The 22,124-nt window shown below is 67.5% G+C and carries 25 protein-coding genes; 23 read left to right on the top strand and 2 right to left on the bottom strand.

The window, feature by feature from the left end:
- The first annotated feature begins 22 nt into the window (after positions 1-22).
- From CIB93_RS09015 to CIB93_RS08905, 21 genes are all read left to right on the top strand, one after another.
- Positions 23-1,438, top strand: a complete 1,416-nt coding sequence (locus CIB93_RS09015) for a phage portal protein (protein WP_096625859.1) — start codon at positions 23-25, stop codon at positions 1,436-1,438.
- Between the two features lie 188 nt (positions 1,439-1,626).
- A complete protein-coding gene (locus CIB93_RS09010) occupies positions 1,627-2,571 on the top strand; it encodes a hypothetical protein (protein WP_257002105.1) in 945 nt (314 codons plus the stop codon).
- Positions 2,572-2,573: 2 nt separating this feature from the next.
- Positions 2,574-3,071, top strand: coding sequence for a hypothetical protein (locus CIB93_RS09005; protein ID WP_096625855.1), 498 nt, complete (start codon positions 2,574-2,576; stop codon positions 3,069-3,071).
- Between the two features lie 66 nt (positions 3,072-3,137).
- Positions 3,138-4,220, top strand: a complete 1,083-nt coding sequence (locus CIB93_RS09000) for a hypothetical protein (protein WP_257002104.1) — start codon at positions 3,138-3,140, stop codon at positions 4,218-4,220.
- Between the two features lie 85 nt (positions 4,221-4,305).
- Positions 4,306-4,764, top strand: coding sequence for a hypothetical protein (locus CIB93_RS08995; protein ID WP_096625853.1), 459 nt, complete (start codon positions 4,306-4,308; stop codon positions 4,762-4,764).
- Positions 4,761-5,096, top strand: a complete 336-nt coding sequence (locus CIB93_RS08990; protein WP_218839769.1) for a phage head-tail adapter protein — start codon at positions 4,761-4,763, stop codon at positions 5,094-5,096. Before CIB93_RS08995 ends, CIB93_RS08990 begins: the two co-directional genes overlap by 4 nt.
- Complete coding sequence (locus CIB93_RS08985) at positions 5,096-5,464, top strand: DUF5403 family protein (RefSeq protein ID WP_179500039.1); 369 nt, start codon at positions 5,096-5,098, stop codon at positions 5,462-5,464. Before CIB93_RS08990 ends, CIB93_RS08985 begins: the two co-directional genes overlap by 1 nt.
- Entirely contained in the window at positions 5,464-5,961 is a 498-nt protein-coding gene (locus CIB93_RS08980; protein WP_096625848.1) for a hypothetical protein, read from the top strand. Before CIB93_RS08985 ends, CIB93_RS08980 begins: the two co-directional genes overlap by 1 nt.
- A gap of 75 nt (positions 5,962-6,036) precedes the next feature.
- A complete protein-coding gene (locus CIB93_RS08975; protein ID WP_096625846.1) occupies positions 6,037-6,777 on the top strand; it encodes a hypothetical protein in 741 nt (246 codons plus the stop codon).
- A gap of 98 nt (positions 6,778-6,875) precedes the next feature.
- On the top strand, positions 6,876-7,196 hold the full coding sequence (locus tag CIB93_RS08970) for a phage tail assembly protein (protein ID WP_096625844.1): 321 nt from the start codon (positions 6,876-6,878) through the stop codon (positions 7,194-7,196).
- Between the two features lie 149 nt (positions 7,197-7,345).
- Entirely contained in the window at positions 7,346-7,588 is a 243-nt protein-coding gene (locus CIB93_RS08965) for a hypothetical protein (protein WP_257002103.1), read from the top strand.
- A gap of 3 nt (positions 7,589-7,591) precedes the next feature.
- Positions 7,592-10,900 carry a hypothetical protein gene (locus tag CIB93_RS08960; protein ID WP_096625840.1) on the top strand — a complete coding sequence of 1,103 codons (3,309 nt, stop codon included), beginning with the start codon at positions 7,592-7,594 and terminating at the stop codon, positions 10,898-10,900.
- Entirely contained in the window at positions 10,897-11,745 is an 849-nt protein-coding gene (locus CIB93_RS08955; RefSeq protein WP_096625838.1) for a phage tail domain-containing protein, read from the top strand. The genes CIB93_RS08960 and CIB93_RS08955 overlap by 4 nt, the downstream gene beginning before the upstream one ends.
- A gap of 22 nt (positions 11,746-11,767) precedes the next feature.
- A complete protein-coding gene (locus CIB93_RS08950; RefSeq protein WP_257002102.1) occupies positions 11,768-12,961 on the top strand; it encodes a siphovirus ReqiPepy6 Gp37-like family protein in 1,194 nt (397 codons plus the stop codon).
- Positions 12,962-13,267 carry a hypothetical protein gene (locus CIB93_RS08945; protein WP_096625836.1) on the top strand — a complete coding sequence of 102 codons (306 nt, stop codon included), beginning with the start codon at positions 12,962-12,964 and terminating at the stop codon, positions 13,265-13,267.
- The gene (locus CIB93_RS38425) at positions 13,267-14,826 is read left to right on the top strand and encodes a collagen-like protein (RefSeq protein WP_218839768.1); all 1,560 of its coding nucleotides are present in this window, start codon (positions 13,267-13,269) and stop codon (positions 14,824-14,826) included. The genes CIB93_RS08945 and CIB93_RS38425 overlap by 1 nt, the downstream gene beginning before the upstream one ends.
- Before the next feature lie 83 nt (positions 14,827-14,909).
- Positions 14,910-16,163 carry a tail fiber domain-containing protein gene (locus CIB93_RS08935; protein ID WP_096625834.1) on the top strand — a complete coding sequence of 418 codons (1,254 nt, stop codon included), beginning with the start codon at positions 14,910-14,912 and terminating at the stop codon, positions 16,161-16,163.
- Positions 16,160-16,516 (top strand): DUF2746 domain-containing protein, encoded by a 357-nt coding sequence (locus CIB93_RS08930; RefSeq protein ID WP_257002101.1) that lies wholly within the window; start codon positions 16,160-16,162, stop codon positions 16,514-16,516. Before CIB93_RS08935 ends, CIB93_RS08930 begins: the two co-directional genes overlap by 4 nt.
- Positions 16,517-16,587: 71 nt before the next feature.
- Positions 16,588-17,616: a peptidoglycan-binding protein gene (locus CIB93_RS38750; protein ID WP_179500038.1), complete on the top strand. Its 1,029-nt coding sequence runs from the start codon at positions 16,588-16,590 to the stop codon at positions 17,614-17,616.
- Positions 17,613-17,831, top strand: a complete 219-nt coding sequence (locus CIB93_RS08915) for a hypothetical protein (RefSeq protein ID WP_096625832.1) — start codon at positions 17,613-17,615, stop codon at positions 17,829-17,831. Before CIB93_RS38750 ends, CIB93_RS08915 begins: the two co-directional genes overlap by 4 nt.
- 406 nt (positions 17,832-18,237) lie before the next feature.
- Positions 18,238-18,744 (top strand): hypothetical protein, encoded by a 507-nt coding sequence (locus tag CIB93_RS08905; protein ID WP_218839767.1) that lies wholly within the window; start codon positions 18,238-18,240, stop codon positions 18,742-18,744.
- A gap of 50 nt (positions 18,745-18,794) precedes the next feature.
- Here CIB93_RS08905 and CIB93_RS08900 read toward each other — a convergent pair whose 3' ends face one another.
- Entirely contained in the window at positions 18,795-19,586 is a 792-nt protein-coding gene (locus CIB93_RS08900; RefSeq protein ID WP_096625826.1) for an IclR family transcriptional regulator, read from the bottom strand.
- A gap of 94 nt (positions 19,587-19,680) precedes the next feature.
- The gene (locus tag CIB93_RS08895; RefSeq protein WP_096626027.1) at positions 19,681-20,628 is read right to left on the bottom strand and encodes a zinc-binding dehydrogenase; all 948 of its coding nucleotides are present in this window, start codon (positions 20,626-20,628) and stop codon (positions 19,681-19,683) included.
- Between the two features lie 293 nt (positions 20,629-20,921).
- Between CIB93_RS08895 and CIB93_RS08890 the strand changes: the two genes are divergently transcribed.
- Both CIB93_RS08890 and CIB93_RS08885 read left to right on the top strand, forming a co-directional pair.
- Positions 20,922-21,185: a hypothetical protein gene (locus CIB93_RS08890; RefSeq protein WP_096625824.1), complete on the top strand. Its 264-nt coding sequence runs from the start codon at positions 20,922-20,924 to the stop codon at positions 21,183-21,185.
- A 181-nt stretch (positions 21,186-21,366) separates the two neighbouring features.
- Positions 21,367-22,116 carry a hypothetical protein gene (locus tag CIB93_RS08885; protein WP_257002100.1) on the top strand — a complete coding sequence of 250 codons (750 nt, stop codon included), beginning with the start codon at positions 21,367-21,369 and terminating at the stop codon, positions 22,114-22,116.
- Positions 22,117-22,124: the final 8 nt, after the last annotated feature.

The raw sequence follows: 22,124 nt of genomic DNA, 5'->3' as shown, positions 1-22,124 counted from the left end.
CGTGCACGAAGGGCGGTGACCCATGGCCTCCCTTGGCCCGCTGACGCTTGCGCAGCAGCTCCTCGCAATCCTCCATCGCGACGGTGGACGGCTGGCGCAGATCGACGCCTACCTGCACGGCCGGCACGCAGACCCGTACATGCCCCCGATGGCTGACGACGAGTACCGGCTCCTCGCCAAGAGGGCCGTGTCGAACTGGATGCCCCTGCTGGTGGGAACTCCGGCGCAGGCTCTCTACGTTGATGGCTACCGCGCCGGTGCCGATGCCACGGCAGCCTCACAGCCAGACAGTGCCACGCCCGAGTGGGAGCACTGGCAGCGCAGCCGCCTCGACGCACGTCAGGCCGCCGTCTACCGAGGCGCTCTGGCCTTCGGGCACGCCTTCACGGTGACCGAGAAGGGCCGGTCCGGCGCCATCGTCACCAAGGGCCTTTCCGCACTGAAGACGGCTGCGCTCTATGAGGACCCGGCCAACGACGACACCCCTGCGGCGGCGCTGACCGTCACCGCATGGCCGAAGGACGAGCAGCCGGGCCGCGCCCGGCTGTGGGATACCCGACGTGAGTACAAGGTCTCCTTCCTGTCCCTGAGCGACGAGAAGTCGGTCCGTGTCCGCGGCAGCGTTCTTCACGGCGCGCAGGAATGCCCCGTGACCCGCTTCGCCGCGAGCGTCGACCTGGAAGGTCGCACGCTGGGCGTCATCGAGCCGATGATCGCGCTTCAAGACCGCATCAATCAGACCGTATTCGACTTGCTCCTGGCCCAGACCTACGGCAGCACGAAGGTGCGGACGGTCAGCGGAATGGCTCCGCCGGTCCAGCGCGACTCTGAGACTGGTGAGCCCGTTCTCGATGAACTGGGCAATCCGATCCCCCTTCAGATCAACCACAATTCCCGCAGGTTTTTGTTTGCCGAAGATCCGGATGTTCGATTCGGATCTCTCGACGAAACTCCGCTCGCCGGATTCATCGAGTCGATCGACATGTCCGTCCGACACCTGAGCGCTATCGCACAGGTGCCTCCGCACGCGATGCTGGGGCAGATCGCCAACCTCTCAGCCGAGGCCCTCCAGGCCGCCGAGGTGTCTCTGAGTCGCATGATCGCGGAGTTCCGGACCAGCTTCGGCGAGTCCTGGGAAAGGGTCTTCCGTCTGGCCGCCGAGCTGGCCGGCAATGCCTCGTCCGCCGACGACTTCCGCGGCGAAGTCGTCTGGCGCGACATGGAGTCCCGTTCCCTGGCTCACGCCGCCGACGCTCTCGGAAAGCTCCGCGAGCAGCTCGGCATCCCCGAGCGAGGGCTCTGGCGCCGCGTCCCCGGTGTCACCCAGACCGAACTTGAGGACTGGGAGCAGATGCGCGAGGACGACGACTCCGTGGCGCAGCTCTCGACGGCGCTGACTCGGGCGACCGCTGACCGCAGTGTCCCGGAAGCGGCGTGACGAGCACAGCGCGGCAGGCGGAGGCTGAGCGGGCATCAGTCGCCTTCCACCTCGCGCTGGCGCAGGTCGGCGCGGCGACCACAGCTGAGGCCCTGGACCTGTGGGCGGAGGTTCCCATCGCCCTGCAGGGCCCTACTGCAATCGGATGGCTACGTAGGGCTATCACGCTGGTGATGTCCCGTCGGCGCATGTCGCGGGATCTCGCGCGGGCCTACTACCGGCTCGCCCGAGCGCTCCAGACCCGCACGACGGTGGCGGACCCGTACCACCCCGAGCCGACGCATGTGACGCTCGGCGACCTGCGCCGCGAGTTCACCGCCCTGGCCGGCACCTACCAGCCCCCGGCCTCCGAGCCTGCGGGCGAGGCCGCGACCGGCGAGTCCGGGGAAGCCTCGCCCGCTCCCCTCGACACGTCGGCGCCAGCAGAGGAGGACGGCCAGGACGCGCCCGATGACGACGGCCTGGAACTCGATGACGACGCAGAGGACTGGGAGCACATCCTCGTCGAGGAGCTCGACGGACTCAGGGAGGACGAGGAGCGGATCGAGCGGGAGGCGGAGGAGGAACTTCGCACCGTCCTTGACGCACTCGGCACCCGGAACCTCGACCGTCGACTGGCCCAGGTCGACGACGAGCAGACCGCAAAGGACGCCGACCGGCAACGCGGCGAAGCCCACCGGCAAGCCGGGGCTCAGCAGGCCGCAGCGGCATCCCGAGTCGCCATGAACGGCGGCCGGTCGACCACCTGGAACCACATGCAGCGGGACCGTCGGGCCTTGGGGTACGTACGGCTTTCCCGCACCGGCACTCCGTGCGGCTGGTGCGCCATGCTGATCAGCCGGGGCGTGTCCTACAAGAGCGAGGCGTCGGCGACCTTCAGGGACGGGGACCTCTACCACGACCGGTGTCACTGCTACGCGGAGCCGGTCTTCTCCCGCCAGCAGTACGGCTCTTCAGAACTCTTCGCCCTGAACCGCGAGTACGAGGCCCTGTGGCCCAAGGTCACCAAGGGCCACACCGGCAAGGCAGCCGTGACCGTCTGGCGGCGGTTCATCCGCCAGAAGCAACGCGAGAGGCACAAGGCCGCTGCCCTGGAGGCGCGGCGTGCCGCGACCACGACCCAGGAGGCGTGACCGTGACCCAGCAGACCCCCACCCCCGAGGACGACAGCGCGAAGCCCGGCGAGAGCGAGCCGCCGCAGGGTGAGCCGCAGTCGGCAGCACCGCAGGACCCTTCGGAGGACGAGCTTCCGGAGTGGGCCCGCAAAGAGCTGACCAAGGTCCGCGGCGAGGCCGCCTCCTACCGGACCCGCCTGCGCGACGCCGAGACCAAGCTCGGTCAGGCCAAGACTCCGGAGGAGGTGGAGGCCGCACTCGCCGAGGTCCGAGCGAAGAACACCGAACTGGAGCGCGAGCTGCGCGTGTCAGCGGTCGCCCGTAAGCACGGCCTCCCCGACGAGCTGACCAACCGGCTGCGGGGTGAGTCCGTGGACGAGCTGGAAGCCGACGCCAAGGCCCTGAGTGCTCTCCTGCGCCTGGCTCCCCCGGAAAGCCTCAGCGGCGGCCTCGACCCGAACGACGGGGACGACGGGGAGCTGGACCCGCGCAAGCTCGCCCGGCTCACCACCCGCTGAACCTGCCCCACCCATTAGCCACGCCTCCGGTCGCCGGGGGCTTTTTTCATGCCCCCAGGAGGCTTAGTGACAGCCGAACATCAGGTAATCAAGCCGGAGAAGCTGATCGCCACCGCCATCGGGATGCTGGAGCAGGAACTCCTCGTCCCGAACCTGTTCACCAAGGAAGGCGTCGACCGCTTCAAGGGCGCCAAGAACGACACGATCAACGTCAAGGTCGAAGGCGTTCTCCCGTTCCATGACTACGAGTGGCGCTCCGGCTCGGCCGGCAGCTCCACGCCTGGCACCCGTCAGCGCGTCGTGTTCGACGAGTACGCCGAGCGGACGATCCCCGTCACCTTCGGCGGCAACGTCTACAACGGCGTCAAGCTGACGGACGAGCAGAACGACTTCGACATCACCCAGTGGTCCAAGCTCCTGCGCCCACAGGTCAAGGCCGTGGCCCGTGGCCTCGCCCGCCGGGCCGTCAAGACCCTGGTTGACCAGCCGTACGCGGTCACGATCGGCAACACCGAACAGGCCATGCGCAAGGCCATCATCGAGGCCCGGCGCGTACTCAACAAGTTCAACGTGCCTGAGGGCAACCGGTACATGGTGGTCGGCTCCGACTTCGAGACCGTACTGCTCTCCGACCCGGACCTGAACCTGGCCTCGAACGTCGGCGACTCCCAGGCCGAGTCCGCGCTCGTGAACGCGACCCTCGGCAACCGGTACGGGTTCCGGTTCATCGTGGACCAGACCATCCCGTCCGATGCGGCGTACGCCTTCGCGCAGTCCGGCTTCATCTTCGCCAGCGCGGCACCGAGCGTGCCGCAGAGCGTTCCGTTCGGCGCGACCACGAGTTTCGAGGGCCTGGCCTTGCGCTGGCTGCGCGACTACGACAGCGAATACTTCCAGGACCGCAGCATCGTCAACTGCTACCAGGGCTTCCGCTCCGTGGAAGACGTGCTGGTCGGATGGGACGAGGCAAACGAGAAGGAAGTCGTCTCCACCCAGCAGCACTTCGTACGAGGTATCAAGCTCACTCTCGACGGCGCCTCGGACTACCCGGAGGCCGCCTCGGAGCTGGCCCAGATCACGGGCGTGAGCGACGCGAAGGTGTGGACCCCGACCGGCCGAGTGGCTGAGACCGACCCGGCCAACGCCTGATCCACCTTGATGCCAGCGGGCCGCGCCTATTCGGCATTGAGCTGGTAGGCGCGGCCCGGTGGCCCGCGTGAAAGGAGGTCGGCGGTTGGCGTACGCCACCCTCGACGAGCTGAAGGACCGCCTCGACTGGGACCTCGACAACGATGAACTGCGCATCGCAGCAGGGGCCCTGGAGGACGCCTCCGACCTGGCGGCCGTCTACGGCCGCGACTGGCCCGAGGCCAATCCGCCCCGCCTGGTGCGCACCCTCGTCCTCAAGGCCGCGGGTCGCTACATGCGCAATCCGAACGGCTACACGCAGAGCAGGGCCGGTGACGAGACGCTGGCCTGGGGCGACGCGCACGGCCGCGACGCGGGCAGCGTCTACTTCACCCGCGAGGAGATCAAGCTCCTCGAAGGACTGGCCGGCACCCGGCCGACTCTGACCAGCGTGATCGTCTCCGCCTGGGACTCCCGTACACGCCCCGTACGCGCGGGCCTGGTGCCCGTCGACTACGACGGCGCCCCCTTCCCGCTCTTCGCGAACGACGAGGACCCGTGGTGAGCGTGCAGCGAAGGCGCGGCCAGAAGGCCCGCGTGTGGAAGACCGTCGAAGTCGTCGACCAGCGCGGGAACACCGTCCACGTCGCCGACCCGACCAGCCCGATCGACGTACGGGCGGCATTCATCCCGCAGCGCTCGGCCCGCGCCGAAGTGCCCGGCCAGCAGCAGATCAACGTCGCCCGCATGATCGTGGACGCCCACCTTCAAGGCGTCTCCCTGTGGTCGCGGGTGGAGTACAACGGCGCGACGTGGGACGTGGTCTCCCCGCCCGCCTACCACCACGGCGACCGCCGTACCCGACATTGGTCCCTCGACATCCGGGAGCGGCCCTGATGGCTCACATATACGCACGCACGCCCGAGATCATCGCCCGGCACAAGGACGTAGCCCTCGCGCTCGACGAGATCGCCTTCGAGGTCGCAGCGCGGGCCGAAGAGCTGCTCGTGCAGCACCGCGCCGAAGGCGACGCGGAGATCGACATCGAGGCCGGGCGCATCGACCGGTACGTGGTCCTCTCCGACGACCGAGGGCAGAAGGCGGCGCTCAGCATCGAATACGGGCGCGACGCCTACACCACCACCCGCACTGACCGCCACGGCAACGAGTTCGAGGTCGAAGTTCCCGCCATGGACGGCCTGTTCATCCTCGCCAGAGCCGCCGGACTGCCCAAGAAGCGGAAGGGCAAGGTGAAGCTCGACTGATGGCCGGCCTGCCCGACCACGTCAAGGCCCTGGCGGAGCTGAGCCCGGTCGAGGATCTACTCCTGGCCGTGCTCCGCAAGGGCCTGCCCGGCGTCGCCGTGAAGAGCCTCATCGATCTCCGCCAGGACTTCCCGCTCGTCCTCGTCCGCCGCGATCCCTCCTTCGGGGCGTGGGGCGGAGACACGCGGTTCACTGATTCGGCCCGCGTCGCCATACACGCATTCGCCGCCGACCCGGATGGGGACCAGGACGCGGCGATCCTCTCCGAAGCGGTGCGCGTCGTCTTGCGCGACGCCTGGCTCAAGCAACAGGTCTTCCCCGGACTGGGCCACATCACCCGCGTGGACATGAACTCCGCGCCCCGGCGGGCGCCGGACTGGGCCACCGCGACCGGTGTCGTTCAGTACGCGGATCTCCCCACAGGCGTCTGGCGCTACGAGTCGATCTACGACATTCAGATTCGCAAGCCTCGCGCACGCCCCTACCCCACCCCGTAACCCCGCAGCACCCCGCACCCGGCCCGCAGCCCCGCGCGCCGGGTCTTCGGCGTGCGCGAGTGAGGAAACGATTTTTTGCCGCTCAACGACAACGCAACCCTGGTCGTCGGCGCGGGCAACTACCTGACCGCGCCGGTCGGTACATCCCTGCCCGGTGACCTTCTTGTACCCGTGAGCCCTTGGGCCAACGTCGGGCACACCAGCCTGGAGGATGTCTTCGGCATCACCTCCGAAGGCGGCGAGGCCACCACCATCGGCACGCTCCAGAACCAGTCCCTCCGCACCAAGTACAGCGCGCGGACGGAGACGATGACCTTCACTCTCCAGCAGTTCGACAAGGAGGCGCTGCGCCTGTACTTCGGCGCGAACGCCCCGGAACTGCCGGACGGAACGATCGGCGTCCCGGCGAAGCCCGAGCCCACCAAGGCCGCGTTCCTCGCCGTCTTCATCGACGGGGAGAACCACTTCGCGCTGTACGCGCCGAAGGCCGAGATCTACCGCGCGGACGACATGGCGATCTCCGACACCGAGAGCCTCGCCGGACTGCCGCTCGGCGTGAAGCCCATGACGTACGGGTCCAACACCTGGACGTACGCCGTGACCCCGCTCGGCGGCACGATCGCCACAGGCGCTACGGCCGGCAGCCCCGGCGCCTACACACCGACCGGCGCCGCACCTGCGGCGACCCTGGGCTCACTCGCCTCGATCATCGCCGACCCCACCACCGCTTGGACCACCGGCCAGTACATCGTGCTCGGCGACGGCTCCAACGCCTACTGGGATGGCGACTCCTGGTCGGCGGGCACCGCCCCCTGACCCTCCACTCCTCCGGCGCGGACGCCAGCGGACCACGTCCGCGCCGGAACTTCCTCCCGGTCCGCCCCACGCACACACCCACTGGAAGGTCCGCCCCCTTGGCTTCTTACACCCTGGACGACATCCGTTCCGCCGCCGAGGCCCGATACGGCTCCACAGACATTGCGGTCGGCGAGCGAGTGGTACGCCTGCTCAATCCGCTGCGCCTGTCCAAAGCGAAGCGGAAGAGGCTCACCGCCCTCCAGGACCAGATCAACGACGGCGCGGACCAGGAGGAGCTTCTCGCCGACGCGATCCGGCTCGTGGCCGAGCATGATTCCGCGGCAAGCGCCCTGCTGGACGAGATCGGCGAAGACCTCGCCGTCCTCGCGCAGGTCTTCGAGTTCTACGGGCAGGCCACGCAGGCGGGGGAAGCCTGAGCCTCTGCCGCCTGATCGACGACTACGGGGCGGGCCTGTACGCCGACCTGCGCTTCCACTACGGCATCGACCTGGGTGACGTGATCGCCGGTCGCGGCCCCGCCCCGTCACTCGTTCTGGCCCTGGTGCAGAGGCTTCCCGATACCTCCATGACGGTTGCGCTCGCCTCGGGCGGCCGAGAGTTCCTCGGCTGGGGCGTCGACCGCCACATGGCAGCCGACCTGTTCGACGCCCTCAACGCCAACACGAAGGCCACCGGCAACTGGGGCAAGGGCAAGGTCCCGAAGATCCCTGGCTACCCCCGCCCGAAGGCGAAATCCACGACACCCAGCACGACACCGAAGAAGCCGGCCTCCGTAGCCGCGATCTACGCACGGCTCTCTGGGAGGTAGCTCATGCCAGCGGGCCAGGTAGTCGGCCGGATCTCCATCCGCGTCCTCCCCGACACGTCCGAGTTCAAGGACAAGGCCAAACGCGAGCTGGAGCGGATAGAGCAGCAGCTCAAGGTGACGATCGGCACGAAGATCGACACCTCCGGCGCCCGCAGGGGCGTCCTGGAAGCGGTCCGGGACATCAACCGCGACAACCGCTCCACGGACTCGCGCAAGATCCGGTTCTACACCACGATCTCGACGCACGGTATGCGGACAGCCGTCGAGCGCGCCGCTCGTGAGCTCCAGTCCAAGGCGAATGATCGCAAGATCGCCTTCGAGATCGACGAGGTACGCGGCGCAGGCAAGGTCGCCCTGGTCCTGGACGAGGAGTCTGCGGAGAAGACCAAGAAGGACATCGAGGACTGGGCCAAGCACATCAGCCCGGTCAAGGTCGATGTCGAGCTGAACTTCCCGACCGGTGCTACGACTGCCGTGTCCGCACGGCTGGCACACCTCACCCGGCCCCGCACGGTGTCGATCCTGCCCACGCTCAACGAGGCCGCCGTCGCGAAGGTCGCTACCGCGCTCGCCGCACTGTCCGGTGCGCGGGTGCTGAACAACATCTTCGAGAAGCTCGGCAACCTGCTGAGGAACCTCGACAAGAACATTCCGATCATCGGCTCCCTCGCGCTGGCGATTGCTGGCCTGGCGGGCTGGGGCCTGACGGCAGCCTCCAACCTAGCTGCCCTGTCGTCGTCGCTCGCGTCGATCGGCTCCCTGTCCCTGCTCCTGCCGGGCCTGCTCGGCGGCATGGCCGTGGGGCTGGGCGTGACCATCGCGGCCTTCCGCGACTTCAACAAGATCCTCCCCGAGGTCAAGGGGCAGCTCTCAGCCCTTCAGGACACGATCTCCAACAACTTCTGGGCTAAGGCGACCAAGCCCATCCGGGAGATGGTCGACGAGCTCCTCCCGGAGTTCACGGCAGGCGTCGCCAAGACGGCGACGCAGCTCGGAGGGTTCTTCGGGGGCCTGGCCGCCTCGCTCAAGGGCGCGCTGGACCCGGCTCTGAAGCAGATGTTCGACGACCTGTCGTCGTCCATCACCATCGCCACTTCGGGCACCGAAGCGTACGCCAACGTCATCACGGTCCTCGGCCGCGTCGGCACGTCCTATCTGCCCGAGCTGGCCCAGTGGTTTGTCGACATCTCGGCGCGCTTCTCCGAGTTCCTCACCAAGGCGGAAGCGGACGGCAGCCTCGATCGCTGGATCAAGGAAGGCGTCCAGAACCTCAAGGATCTCGGGCGAGTGCTGTCCAACCTGGGGGGCATCTTCGCGGGCATCGCCCGCGCTGCCGAGGCGGCCGGGGGCTCCTCCCTCGGCATGATGGCCGACACCCTTGAGCGCATCCACAGCGCTGTGGACAGCCCCGGCTTCCAAAGCGGTCTGACCGACGTATTCGCGGCTGCCCACGAGGCGATGAACAACATCGCCACCCAGTCCGGCCCGGCGGTCAAGAGTCTGTTCACCGAGCTGGGTCAGCTCCTCACCGAAGTCCTGCCCCAGGTCGGCGACATCATCGGAACCGCCCTGGGCGCGGTCGCTTCCGCGCTGGCGCAGCCTGCGGTCACCGAGGGCGTGAAGGCGATGTTCGACGGCCTTCAGGCCGCTGTTACCGCCCTTGCTCCGGCGATGGCACCGCTCGGCGAGGCGCTCGGCGCACTGATGCAGGTCATCGGCACGTTCGCCGCCATGCTCGGCCCGCTCGTGGCCGCCGCCCTGGTGCCTCTGGCGAACGCGTTCGTGGCGCTGGCCCCGGCAGTCACCCCGATCATCGAGCTCCTGGGTGGAGCCCTCACCCAGGCCCTCCAGCAGCTCGCGCCGATCCTGGCACCGCTCGTCCCGATCATCGGGGAGGCGCTGGGAGCGGCCTTCGCGGCACTGTCGGCCATCCTGCCGCCGGTCGCCGAGCTGTTCACCACGATCATGTCTGCGGTCGCTCCGCTCGCCGCGCAGCTCATCGGGGGCCTCGCGCCGATCCTGCCGGTCCTCGCCGAGTTCCTCTCCGGACTCGTCACGGCAGCGATGCCCCTGGTCGACATCCTGCTGAAGCTCCTCGAAGCGGTCATCGTGCCGCTGATTCCGATGGTGCTGGAGCTGGCTCAGGCTGTGCTGCCCCCGCTCCAGGAGGCGTTCGCGCGGCTGGTCGAGGCCCTGATGCCGTTCCTCGAAGCGCTCAAGGCAGTGATCGACTTCCTGATGCCGGTACTCGTGCCGATCATTCAGTTCGTCGCCGAGCTGCTGGCCGGCACCTTGGTGGCCGCGATCAACGGCGTCGCACTCGTCCTCGAAGGCTTCGTCGAGATCTTCAAGGGCGTCTGGAACATCATCAAGGGCTGGTTCGAGATCTGGATCGGCCTGTTCAAGGGGATCTTCACCGGCAACTGGGACACCTTGAAGCAGGGCTTCGAGGATCTCTGGGATGGCATCTGGCAGTTCCTCAAGGGTCTCTGGGACGTCATCCTCGGCGCCCTGATCACGTGGCTGTCGGTCGGTGTTCTTGGCGCGGCGAAGAAGGGCCTGACCGCGATCGGCACCGCATTCAAGGACGGCTGGAAGGCCGTGCAGAACTTCGGCAAGGACGCGTGGAACGCGATCAGCTCGGGCTTCACCTCCTTCTTCTCCAATCTCGGCTCCCGTGCCCTGAGCGGCCTGTCCAGCATCAAGTCGTACTTCACTCAGGGCTGGGCGAACGTCGTCTCGACGACGAAGGCGAAGTTCCGCGAGATGGTCTCCACCGTCACGGAATGGCTGGGCAAGGCCGTGGACAAGGTCCGGGGCCTGCCCCAGAAGGCCAAGGACGCTCTGGGCAACCTGGGGTCCACCCTGAAGAACGCCGGAATCCAGCTCATCAAGGGCTTCATCACCGGCATCACCGGCATGTTCGACAGCGTCAAGGACACCCTCGGCAACCTGACGGACAAGCTCACGTCCTGGAAGGGCCCCCCGGCCCGGGATGCCACCCTCCTGACGGGCGCCGGTCAGCTCGTGATCGACAGCTTCATCACGGGCCTCGAATCCCGCTACGACGCCGTACGGGACTCCCTTCACGGCCTGACCCGCGAAGTGGCCGGCACGGAGTTCGAGCCGCCCGGGGTGGGCCAGGTGAGGGGCGCAGTCGGCACCTCGCGCCACCTCACGGGTTCGCTCGCCGCTTCGGCAAGCGATGCAGGCGTGACGAAGGTACTCAACTACTACGCGGCGCCCGGCAGTTCCCTCTCGTCCGAAGAGGATCTGTTCGCGGCAACGAGCCGAGCAAGGGCGGGCTGGTGACGCAACTCCGCCTGGAAACCGCGCGTGACGTGCTGGACCTCAATGGCGTCGCGGACAGCGGTTACGGCTTTCAGGCCACGGCGGGGCTGACCGGTTTCGGTCTCCCCGCCGTCTCGGCTCAGTGGCTCGAAGGAGCCGGGGACGGGGCCCGCTGGCGCGGTCAACGGGTCCTGTCCCGAGACATCGACATCCCCCTCGACATCGTCGGCCACGACCGCAGCCACCTACGCGAGTTGGTCTCACGTCTGGCCCGCGCCGTGGCCGACGAAATGAGCCTCGTGATCATCGACGACGAGGAGGTGCGCTGGTCCACAGCCGTCTACCGGATCGGTGGCGGCGACATCGACCTCGCCGGAACCCAGCACGACGTACAGACCGTGATCACCGTGCGTGCCGCCGATCCCTACTTCACTGCCTCGACCGTATCCACCCAGACAGTCGGCGGCGACCAGGGGGCGGCGTCTCTGCTGTCGTCTCTCGCCGCCGTACCGCTGGCCGCCTCGCAGGCCATTGGTGAAATCACCCTGGAGAACTCCGGGGACGCCCCGGCCTATCCCGTGTGGGAAGTGCATGGCCCAGGTTCGAACCTCGAAGTCGTCTCGCCTACCGGTGAGGCCCTGACATGGAACGGTCGCCTGCTGGCGGGTGAGCGGCTGATCGTCGACACGCGCCAGGGCACGGTCACCGACCACGCAGGAGCCAACCGGTACACGGACGTGGGGACAGCCCCGCGCTTCTGGACAGTCCCAGCCGGGACCACGACGGCAACCGTGAGACTCCTCGACACGACAGCGGCCTCGAAGGTCGTCTGCTCCTGGCGGCCAAGGAAGTGGATGGTGATCTGACCTGAAGCTCTCCGACCTGACCGTGGAGGTGCGGGACAAGGCCCTCTCCCGTTTGGGCCTGATCCGGCCCGAGGAACTCGCCCTCACCGTCGAGGAAACATTCAACAACGTCGGCGCCTGGGCACTGCGGCTGCCCAGCGAGCATCCCCTCGCGGACGCCCTGCGGCTGCCCGGTGCCGGGGTCGTGATCACCGGCCCGTCCGATGTGCTGATGTCCGGCCCCGTGTCCGCCTCGGAGTACGCGGCCACCGCCGACGACCGGCGCGGCTCCATCGCCTTCAAGGGCATCTCCGACACCTGCGTCCTCGCCGACATGCTCGCCTGGCCCGAGCCTACGAACCCGGACGTGACCACCCAGAGCACTGGCCACGACACCCGTACGGGACCGGCCGAGTCGCTCATGCACGCCTACGTCGCCGCCAACTGCGGACCGCTCGCACCCGCACCCCGCAGACGCGCCAGCCTGACCTTGGGGGCCGACTACGCACGCGGCCCGATCATCACCAAGTCCGCCCGCTTCCCCCAGCTCGGGCAGCTCCTCACCGAGATCGGCCTCACCGCGGACCTGGGCTTCCGCATCGTGCAGCGCGGCCACGAACTGGTCTTCGAAACGTACGAGGTCGCCGACCGCACGCGGGAAGTCCGCCTCGACGTACTGGCCGGCACCCTGTCCGGCCAGCGCGTCGCGGTCTCCCCTCCCGGAGCAACCCGCGTCATCGTCGCCGGGCAAGGCGACCTTGCGGACCGCACGTTCGTCGCGGTCGACAACGACACCTCCACCAGCGCGGAAGCCGACTGGGGCCGCCGCATCGAACGCTTCGTGGACCAGCGCAACACCAACGATCTTGCCGAGCTGACTCAGGCCGGTGACGAGCTCCTTGCCGACGAGGGCTCAACGGCCGTCGCGGTTCAGGCCGTACCCATCGAGGACGCGGCCTTCATGGACTACGGCCGCGACTGGGGCATGGGCGACCGAGTCACTGTCATCGCCGGAGGCCAGGAACTCTCGTCCACCGTGAGCGGAGTGGTGATCAAGGCCGACGAGGACGGCTTCCGCCTCGGCGCCACCCTCGGCGACCCCACCGGCTTCGACGCGAACGCCGCACTCGCCGATCGGGTGTCGAGCACCGAATCCCGCGTCTCCGCGCTGGAGCGCACCGCCGAATCGGGCGGCGACACAGACCTCAAGATCATGACCCTCATGGGAGTGTGGTGAATGGCGGTAACGCCCAAGACCCTGTTCCGGGGAGCGATCCCCGCAGCCATGACGGTGGCCTACACCGTCCCAGACAACCTGACCACCGTCATAACGAACGTGGTCGCCACCAACCCTGGGACCTCGGCAGCCATGCTGACGCTCCGCCTCGCGGGCGTTCCCGCCCTCGCCTCCGTGGGCATCGCCCCCAAGGGCCTGCTCACGCTCGAAACGTCGCAGGTACTCAACGCGGGCGACACCATCGAAATTCAGGGCAACGCGGTCGGCGGCTACGTCCACATCAGCGGCGCGGAGGTGGCTGCCTGATGGGCCTCTCCCTCTACCCCTCCCCCGAAGACGCGGGAGTCGTCGGACCGACCGGAGCCACCGGTCCTCAAGGCCCCAAGGGCGACACGGGCCCTGCGGGCTCCACCGGACCAGCAGGACCCAAGGGCGACGCCGGACCGGCGGGCACCAAGGTCTACAGCGGCACGACCGCACCCGCCACCGCCCTCGGCGCGGACGGCGATGTCTACACCCAGTTCGAGACGAAGACCTTCCTCGGCGTCACCAGCACGACCGTCACACACTGGACGAAGTCCGCGGGTAACTGGTCGAAGATCTCGGGCGACGTGCGCGGCGCCGCCTGGTACGTCAACACCAGCTCGACCCCAAGCGCCGATACTCGCCCCGGAGACATGCTCCTGCGTACCGACACGGGCGACATCTGGCAGCGCGGCGCGTCCGGCTGGGGCTCCTCGATCGGCAACCTGAAGGGTCCGCAGGGCGACACCGGCCCGCAGGGACCGAAGGGCGACCCCGGCGACGGATCGGTCAACACTGTCAACGGCAAGCCTGGCCCTGACCCCGTGCTCACTGCCGCCGACGTAAGTGCACTGCCGACGGCAGGCGGCACCCTCACCGGCCATGAGGAAATCAAGCCCACGACCGGGCACGCGTTCACCGCGTTCGGGAGCAGCGACCCGGCTACGTACTTCCGCGTCACAGATGCCGGCCACCCGTACAGCAACAGCCACCGCGCTACGTTCTACAACGTGGGCGTCGGTGACACGACCACGCCCTTCGGTGGCGGCGTTCGCGTTCTGGGGATGCAGAACGCCTCAACCGTCCCGTCGACCAACCCAACGAACGGTGTCGTCGCCTACTCCGAATCTGGAGTGATGAAGGTCCGGCAGACGGACGGCCGGGTCGTGACGGTCGGCGGCGCCACCCGGAACTCGTGGAGCCCGCAAGCCCTCGGCTTCCAGGCGTGGTCCCACGACCCGGCCACCATCCCCAACGCCTTCGACTGGAAGGCGTACATCGACTCGGGCGGCTCGACGAAGCGAAACGCCCTGAAGGCGGCCACTGTCGGCCGCCTCTACCTGGCCGGCATCAACATCACGGAGCCGACCACGGTAAGCAAGGTTGTCGTCTTCGCTCGCGGATGGGGCGGGTCCGCGATCATTCCGGCCGCCCGCTTCTTCGCGGGCATCTACAACGAGGCTGGTTCGCGGGTCGCTTGGACCGGAAGCACCCCTCTTGGCGGCTCCGCCAATCCTGTGCCTGGAGCCGGGCAGGAGCCGGGCACTCCGACCGACATCGTGAACAACCACACGGGCGCCGTCCCCTTCAGCCTCACCGCGCCCTACGCGATGCAGCCCGGCCGCTACTGGGCAGCCTTCCTGTTGTCGGCCGGCTCGGCGACGGACTTCTACTACCACTTCGTCGAGAACTGGGCGCCCTCCGCTCCCGCCAACTTCCACCTCCTCGGCACAGCATTCATGCGGGCTGCGTACCTCAACTCTCAGAGCACGCTCCCCAGCTCGTTCGCGAAGACGAGCTTGCTGACCAGTCACGACCCGATCGTCATGGCGCTTGCCTGACGAGCTCACCCTCACCCCCTCGAAGGCCCCCGAGACGACGCGCTCGGGGGTCTCCTCGTCTCGCCATCGGGAGGACTCTCCGAGTGTCCATAAGCTCCTACCCGTTCGACAACCAGGCCGTCACCGAATCCCAGTGGAGCCGCCTGATCCGCGAGTTGTCCTCGGGCGTCGCTGCGTCGTCGGACTCGGCCGCCTTCAAGGTCACCGCAGACTCCACCGGCATGAACGTCAAGGTGCAGCCCGGATTCGCCATCCTGCGCGGACACGCGGTGCAGTCCACAGCTGTCGAAACCCTGGTAATCGAGGCAGCAGATAGCGCAGCGCGGACCGACGCGGTTGTCCTGCGACTGGACCCGGCCGCGAATTCCATCCGGCTCGCGGTGCTGAAGGGAACCCCCGGCCAGCCCTCGCCCCCGCTCACGCAAACCGACACAGGGGTCTTCGAGACGCGTCTCGCCTGGGTGTCCGTCGGCGCCTCCGTCACGACCGTCACCGCCAACAACATTACGGAGGCACGGCAGTTCGTCCGCACCTTCACCGGCTCCTGGTGGACCAGCACCCGTCCGGCTGACCCCCGCCTCGGCGACCTCGGATACAACCGAAGCAACTCCGCATGGGAGTTCTGGACCGGCACGGACTGGAAGGATCTCGCCCCCTCAGTCTCCTGGGGATCGGTTATCGGCAAGCCGAGCTCGTTTGCTCCCTCGGCACACGGCCACGCCTGGAGCGAGATCTCGGGCAAGCCCTCGACCTACACCCCCGCCTCGCATGATCACGACTGGTCGGACATCAACGGCAAGCCCAGCTCGTATCCGCCGTCGAGCCACTCGCACTCGTGGTCGTCGATCACGAGCAGGCCCTCGACCTTTCCGCCGTCTTCGCACTCGCACTCCGGCTACCTGACCTCCGGCTCCACGATCTCCTGGGCGAACGGAAGCAAGAAGCCTCACAGCAACTCGGCTTCAGGATCGGGTACTTGGTACGCGGTGTGGGTCGAGGGGGACGGCACCTTCTGCCGCAACACTTCCTCCATCCGCTACAAGGAGAACATCCGGGACATCGAGGTTCGGCCTGAAGCCGTGCTCGCTCTGCGCCCCCGCGTCTACGACCGCAAGCCCACCGACGAGAAGCCCAGCGCCCGCAAGGACGAGTACGGGCTGATCGCGGAAGAGGTCGCCGAGACGCTGCCCGAGATCGTCACGTACGACGAGGAGGGGCGCATCGATGCCCTCCGGTATGACCTGCTCGGCGTCGCGCTCCTGCCTGTCGTTCAGGACCAGGAGCGGCGCATCAAGAGCCTGGAGGAGCGCCTCGCAGCCCTGGAGGAGGCCGCGTGACCCTGTCTCTCGCTCCCACCTCTCAAGCCGCGCTGATCTCAGCCGTGGGTGCGGTACTCGTAGCCCTGGTGGGCGTCCTGGTCGAGCTGGTGCGCCGCCAGGGCGCCGCCTTGGCCGAGGTGCGAGACCACACCCATGAGGCCCGAGTGCAGGTCAGCAACACACACTCCACAAACCTCAGAGACGACGTGGACCGCGTCATCGCTGGCCTTGACCGCGTGCTCGTCGGCCAGGCCGAGCACAAGCGGGACATCCGCGAACTGCGCGCCGAGCTGACTCACGAGCGCAGCGAGCGCTTGGCCGTGGCCGAGCGCCTTGATACCCATATCGGCTCCTCTTCTCGGGACATCTGACCCGACCTGATCTTCCACCCCTGTGGCCCCGCCCTGTGCGGGGCCTTCGTCATGCCCGGAGGTATGTCTTCTTGACCGTCTCGATCGTCTCCCGCGCCCAGTGGGGTGCGAAGCCCTGGAACGGCAACCCTTCGCACGTCGCCCTGGCGCAGCGCACCGAGTTCTTCATCCACTACGACGGCGCCGCTCACATCACCCGCACCGGCAACTCCGTGCCGCAGGCCATCGACCGCCAGCACCAGTCACAGGGCTGGGCCGGTATCGGCTACAACTTTGTGGTCGACCAGGAAGGCACTGTGTTCGAGGGGCGTGGGTGGGAGCGCCAGGGCGCGCACTGCCCCGGCCACAACATCAGCGGCCTCGGTGTGCAGATCGCTATCGGCGGCGACCAGAAGCCCAGCGCCGAGGCCCTCTCCGCGGCTCGCGCCCTGTACGACGAGGCGTGCCGCAAGACCGGCCGGAGGCTCGCCATGAGGGGCCATAAGGACGGCTACGCCACCGCCTGCCCCGGCGCGATCCTCTACGACTGGGTCAGGGCCGGCATGCCCGCCGCCCACGCCGAGGGCGACGACACCCCAGCCTGGGACGGCAAGAGCTTCCCCGGCCGGGCGGCCTTCGCACTCGGTCGTAAGCACGACGCCGTCACCCTGCTCGGCCAGCGGCTCACCGCCCACGGCTACGGCCGCTTCTACAAGGTCGGCCCCGGCCCCTCCTTCGGAAAGGCCGACAAGGGCGCCACCGCAGCCTTTCAGCGGGCGCAGGGCTGGACCGGGTCAGACGCGGACGGCGTTCCGGGCCCGTCGACCTGGGCCCGGCTCATGGCCGCCCCCAAGGCCCACACGCCTGTCGTCGCCCTCGCCGCAGGGGTGAAGCCGGGAGCGCGACACACCCAGGTCCCCGAACTTCAGCAGCTCCTTATCAAGGCCGGATACGGCCCCATCAAGGGCGCGGTGACCACCTACTACGGCCCGAACACCCAGCGAGCGGTGGCCCGCTTCCACTACGCCAATCCGGCCTACCGGTCCAAGGGCCGCTCCTACGACCCCGCCATCGGAGCCAAGGGCTTCGAGTGTCTCCAGCGAAAGGCAAACCGCAAGTGACCAAGATCCGCGGCCCCCTGGCCGCCGTCGCCGATGCTCTCCCCGTCCGCTACCGCACCCGGTTCGGCGCCATCTGCGCCGCACTCGGCGTGATCGTCAGCATCGCCGCCGTGGTGTTCGCCGACAGCCCCGAGGTCGCGGTGATCGTGCAGATCCTCACGGCCCTCGGCGTCGTCGTCCCGGACGACCCGGCTGACAGTCAGGACGCCGAGTAGGCGAGACCCCCGCTTGACCCCCTTGGTCAGGCGGGGGTCCTTTCGTCTTTCACGAGCCACCCTCCGCCTTCGCCCTGTTGATCTCCTCGACCGTCGTTACCTGCGTGCGCCTCCGGGGCCTGCCGGCCTTCTTCGGCTTCTCCGCAGACGACTGGGGGGCCGGTTCGCGAAGCAGGGCTTCGAAGGGCTCACCATGTTCCGCGCACCGATCGGTGGACCCCTTGCGCCCGTCGCTGGTCGTAATTGTGTACCTAACCACCGGCTCTCCCAGGCGGCGGCACGTGTCGCAAACCGTCGCTTCGACCAGCACAGCCCTCACGCCCTCTCGTTCTCGTTCGTGTTGACATGTTCAACCATTACATGCAACTGTATAGGTGCGTGCCCCGCACAACAGGGCTCGCATGCCATGAGAGAGGATAGACGCGGAGAAAGGGTCGACATGCCCCCGAGGAGCAAAGTCCAAGATCACCAGGAAGCGCAGCGCTGGCTCTTGGAGGGGAAGTCGTACGCCTGGATGGTCAAGACGTACCTGGAGAAGTACAACATCCAGACGACTCCCGCGTACTGGGCGGTGTATGCCAGTCGCAATGATCTCCCGCTCCGCATTTCCCGAGACACGGAGTTGATTCCGTGGAAGGTTGCGAAACAGCACCGCTGGGATTACAACCTCGTCATGCTGCGATTCGAGGCCCGGCGCCGCGCGGGTGAGGAGTTGAAGGCCGACGAGGCCAGCAGGCTCGAAAGCTGGAAGCGGTGGCTCAACGAGGAGGGGCTCGTCATCTACTACGACCCCGAGACGGAAGACGGGTTTTTCGCTGTCCCTCGCGAGGAGCGGGACAGAGATCTGGTGAGGATGCCGAGCAATCCCGCTCACCTTCGGGCGAAGACGACCCGAGCCAAGAACGTCCATTAGCAACAGGCCGCCCCAATCTCACGGAAGGCGGCCTGTTGCTTTTGGGTTCTTCAGGCGACGGACGACGGAGACCAGGGCACGTCCGCCAACCGGCTCAGCATTTCCGCAGCGGTCAGAGTCGCGGTCACGAGCGGGCTGGGGTCCTCGGGCATCTCGTCAACCCTCACCCACAGCAGAAGCGATCCGTGGATCGTGTCCCCCCACATGACCGGGGCGGAAACGGAGTCCCAACCGGGCATGCATTCCTGGCGGCCGACGGCGAAGCCGGCCTTCCGGATCTCTTTCAGGGATTCGATGAGCCGTTCGTTGTCGCGGATGACACCGGGGCCGACTCCTGCGGGTACCGGTTCAGCGAGCACCTGCTCCTGGATGGGCGCTGGCATGTGCGCCAGAATCACGCGCCCTGAAGCTCCGGTCCGCAGCGAGCGGCTGTATCGCACGAGCTCAAAGGGGTCGATTCCGATGCTGCGCGGGTCGAAGTCACCGATCGCATAGTCCGTGCAGATCCGTCGTGCGCCCACAACGGCGTAGTAGGCCACGAGACCCCCCGTGGCACGCTGCAAGCGATCCAGGACGGCGTGCGTGGCATCTGGATCGGGCGTCTGAGCGAGGGCCTGCATCGAGAGGCGGAGAGCCCCGGGCCCGAGCCGGTAGCGGCCATTACTCATCTGGACGAACGTCTCGTCGGCCACTCCGTCTTGCAGAATGCGGTAGACCGTAGCGGCGTCCAGGCCCGTTTCGCGGGCAATAGCTGTGGGGCCATGGCCATCGCCTTCAATCTCAGCGAAGGCCCGCTGCACGAGAAAGACTTTCTTCCCGTGCGCCGTTCCCTTGTTGCTCATAGCGCTTCCCTGACTCTGCCGCGCAACCACCCCGAGGTGACGCGACTAAGAACTGATCTTTCGCCGCATGGCTGAAGCGGCTCGTCAGAGGTTACTAGCGAGTCAGCTTGATCATTACCTTGCCAACGGTCCGTCGGTTCTCAAGATCGAAATGCGCCTGAGCTGCGTGGTCGAGCATGTAGCAAGGCCCGACTACTGGTTGGAGATCACCGCGGGCGGTGGCGGCGAACAATTCCTTCATCGAGTCTCGCAGGGCGTAACGAACGCCATACAAGTTCGGCAGCCAGAATCCGGAGATCGCCTTCGAGGACTGCATCAAAGTCTCGACGGAAACCTCCCGTCGTTCTCCTGAGACGCAGCCGTACACGGCCATGCGGCCCCGAGGTGCGAGCGCCTCCAGGGTGGCGTCGAACACGGCGCCGCCCGTCATCTCCAGCGCGGCCGTCACCGGTCCGTCGTTCACGTCGAGGATGTGGGCCGCCAGTGTTTCGGGGCTCCCTGAGTCGAGGACGTGGTCCGCTCCGAGGTTCCGGACCAGGTCCCCCTTCTCCTGGCCTCCGGCGAGGGCGATCACCCGGGCTCCGAGCCCCTTGGCGAGCTGCACAGCGAGGGAGCCCACGCCGCCTGCCGCAGCGGGGATCAGGATCGAGTCACCGCGCGAGACGCGCAGCACGGTGTTCAGCAGGTGCCAGGCGGTGTTGCCCTGAAGGCCGAGCGCAACCGCCTGCTCGTCCGTGACCTCGTCGGGCACCTCCCAGGTAACCGCACGGTGGACGAGCGTCTGTTCCGCGTATCCTCCACCCCGGCTCAGTGCGACGACCCGACGGCCGTCGGGGAGGGTGCCCATGACCTCGTTGCCGGGGGTGATCGGGTATTCGACAGGTGCGAGGTACCCATTCTCCCGGAGGTGAATGTCGGCGTAGTTGACTCCCGCTCGCGAGACATTCACAACGTGGTGGCCAGCCATGGGAGTTGGATTCGGAATCTCCCGGTTCTGAAGCACCTCCGGCCCACCGGCTCGGGATATCACAATGGCGCGCATGATCATTTCCTTTGACTTGCTTGGGCGTACCACCATACGGCCGCCAGCCCCCGCCATCGGCCCTCTTTTCACCTCGCGAAATGATCAAGGAAGGCCACAAGAAACCACAGGCCAGCGGGCCGCGTCCACTCATTTCGCGAGGTGAAATCCACCCAACCGGAGCCTGTGATTCAGGATACGTTTGCAAGGGTTGACCTAGCCGACGGTCACAGGCAAGATCCATACAGTGTTCGCACCAATGTTCGAACGCGGGCGCATGGCGATGCGCCTGCCAGGAAGAGGGGAGCTGGTGCATGGCACACAACGGGGGCGCAGCCGTCCAAGACGAGCCGCTCAAGACCGCAGAGATCGTTTTCCTGCCCGGGGTCACGCTGTACGTGGACCACGAGTCCTGGGACTACCACATCACTGCGAGTCCGAATCACCCTCCCACGCACCTGCGGCGCATCCTGAGCGCCGCCGAGGATCGCGGCCTGGCCCTGCTCGACCAGGACGCCTGTACGCCCGACCTGCTGGCCGACGACTCGGTACGCCTGTACCTCCAGTCCGCAGCCTGACGACAAGGAGACTTCCATCAAGCTGATCGACCTCCCCACGCACAGCACCGTCCCCCGAGATGGGTGGGGGCGCCCCCTCGTCATCCCCAAGGGTGGCGGCCGACCGCAAAGTCTGACGCGCACGACCACGTACATCGACTGCATCGAGGACAAGACCGCACTCGCGGCCTGGGGCAAGCGCATGACGCTGCTCGGGGCAGCGCGCGAGCGGTCACTCCTCGACGAGGCGCAACACTTGAACCCCGAGACCCGCGAGGGGAAGTCGGCCCTCGACGCCCTGGCCGAGCGGGCAGTCACTCGCGCGGGCGCCAACGTCAAGCGGGAGCGCGGTACCCACCTGCACTCGCTCTCCGAGTACGTGGACCGAGGCGAGGAGCTCCCGCACGGAACCGCATCGGCAGATCTCGCGGACATGGCGGCCTACAAGATGGCCACGGTGGGCTTCGACGTGATGGCGATGGAACAGTTTGTCGTCGTCGACGAACTCAAGGTCGGTGGGACGTTCGACCGAGTCCTGCGGTACGAGGGACCAGGGCCGGACGGACGACCTGTTTCGGGCCTGTACGTCGGTGACCTGAAGACCGGATCAGTGCAGTACGGGGGCCTCAAGATGGCCACCCAGCTCGCGGTGTACTCGCGAGGCGAGCTGTACGACCACAGCGTCTTCCCCGTTGACGGCAGGTCCCCGCGAGCGCTCGCCGCCTGGAAGAAGAGGGAAGTGCCGGCCGACCTCGCCGCGACCGCCTACTCGCCCATGCCTGCCGTGTCGCAGGAGTGGGGCATCATCATCCACCTGCCAGCGGGTGAGGCGCGATGCACCCTGTACTGGGCTGACCTGCGAGTCGGCTGGGAGACTGCGCGCCTGGCGCTGGACATCCGCCGCGCGAGGGGAACTAAGGGATCTCTGGTTCCGTTCGCCGGAAAGTATTGATATAGTTG

Origin of the sequence: Streptomyces sp. WZ.A104, assembly GCF_002382885.1 — a bacterium.
Taxonomy (GTDB): Bacteria; Actinomycetota; Actinomycetes; order Streptomycetales; family Streptomycetaceae; genus Streptomyces.
The sequence above is the reverse complement of the archived record's forward strand: the minus strand, read 5'-3'. Positions and strand labels throughout refer to the sequence as shown.

Coding starts and splice junctions, on each gene's coding strand:
- CIB93_RS09015 (WP_096625859.1), top strand. CDS start 23: ATGGCCTCCCTTGGCCCGCTGACGCTTGCGCAGCAGCTCCTCGCAATC.
- CIB93_RS09010 (WP_257002105.1), top strand. CDS start 1,627: ATGTCGCGGGATCTCGCGCGGGCCTACTACCGGCTCGCCCGAGCGCTC.
- CIB93_RS08985 (WP_179500039.1), top strand. CDS start 5,096: ATGGCTCACATATACGCACGCACGCCCGAGATCATCGCCCGGCACAAG.
- CIB93_RS08980 (WP_096625848.1), top strand. CDS start 5,464: ATGGCCGGCCTGCCCGACCACGTCAAGGCCCTGGCGGAGCTGAGCCCG.
- CIB93_RS08965 (WP_257002103.1), top strand. CDS start 7,346: ATGACGGTTGCGCTCGCCTCGGGCGGCCGAGAGTTCCTCGGCTGGGGC.
- CIB93_RS08960 (WP_096625840.1), top strand. CDS start 7,592: ATGCCAGCGGGCCAGGTAGTCGGCCGGATCTCCATCCGCGTCCTCCCC.
- CIB93_RS08945 (WP_096625836.1), top strand. CDS start 12,962: ATGGCGGTAACGCCCAAGACCCTGTTCCGGGGAGCGATCCCCGCAGCC.
- CIB93_RS38425 (WP_218839768.1), top strand. CDS start 13,267: ATGGGCCTCTCCCTCTACCCCTCCCCCGAAGACGCGGGAGTCGTCGGA.
- CIB93_RS08905 (WP_218839767.1), top strand. CDS start 18,238: ATGAGAGAGGATAGACGCGGAGAAAGGGTCGACATGCCCCCGAGGAGC.
- CIB93_RS08900 (WP_096625826.1), bottom strand. CDS start 19,586: ATGAGCAACAAGGGAACGGCGCACGGGAAGAAAGTCTTTCTCGTGCAG.
- CIB93_RS08895 (WP_096626027.1), bottom strand. CDS start 20,628: ATGCGCGCCATTGTGATATCCCGAGCCGGTGGGCCGGAGGTGCTTCAG.
- CIB93_RS08890 (WP_096625824.1), top strand. CDS start 20,922: ATGGCACACAACGGGGGCGCAGCCGTCCAAGACGAGCCGCTCAAGACC.
- CIB93_RS08885 (WP_257002100.1), top strand. CDS start 21,367: ATGACGCTGCTCGGGGCAGCGCGCGAGCGGTCACTCCTCGACGAGGCG.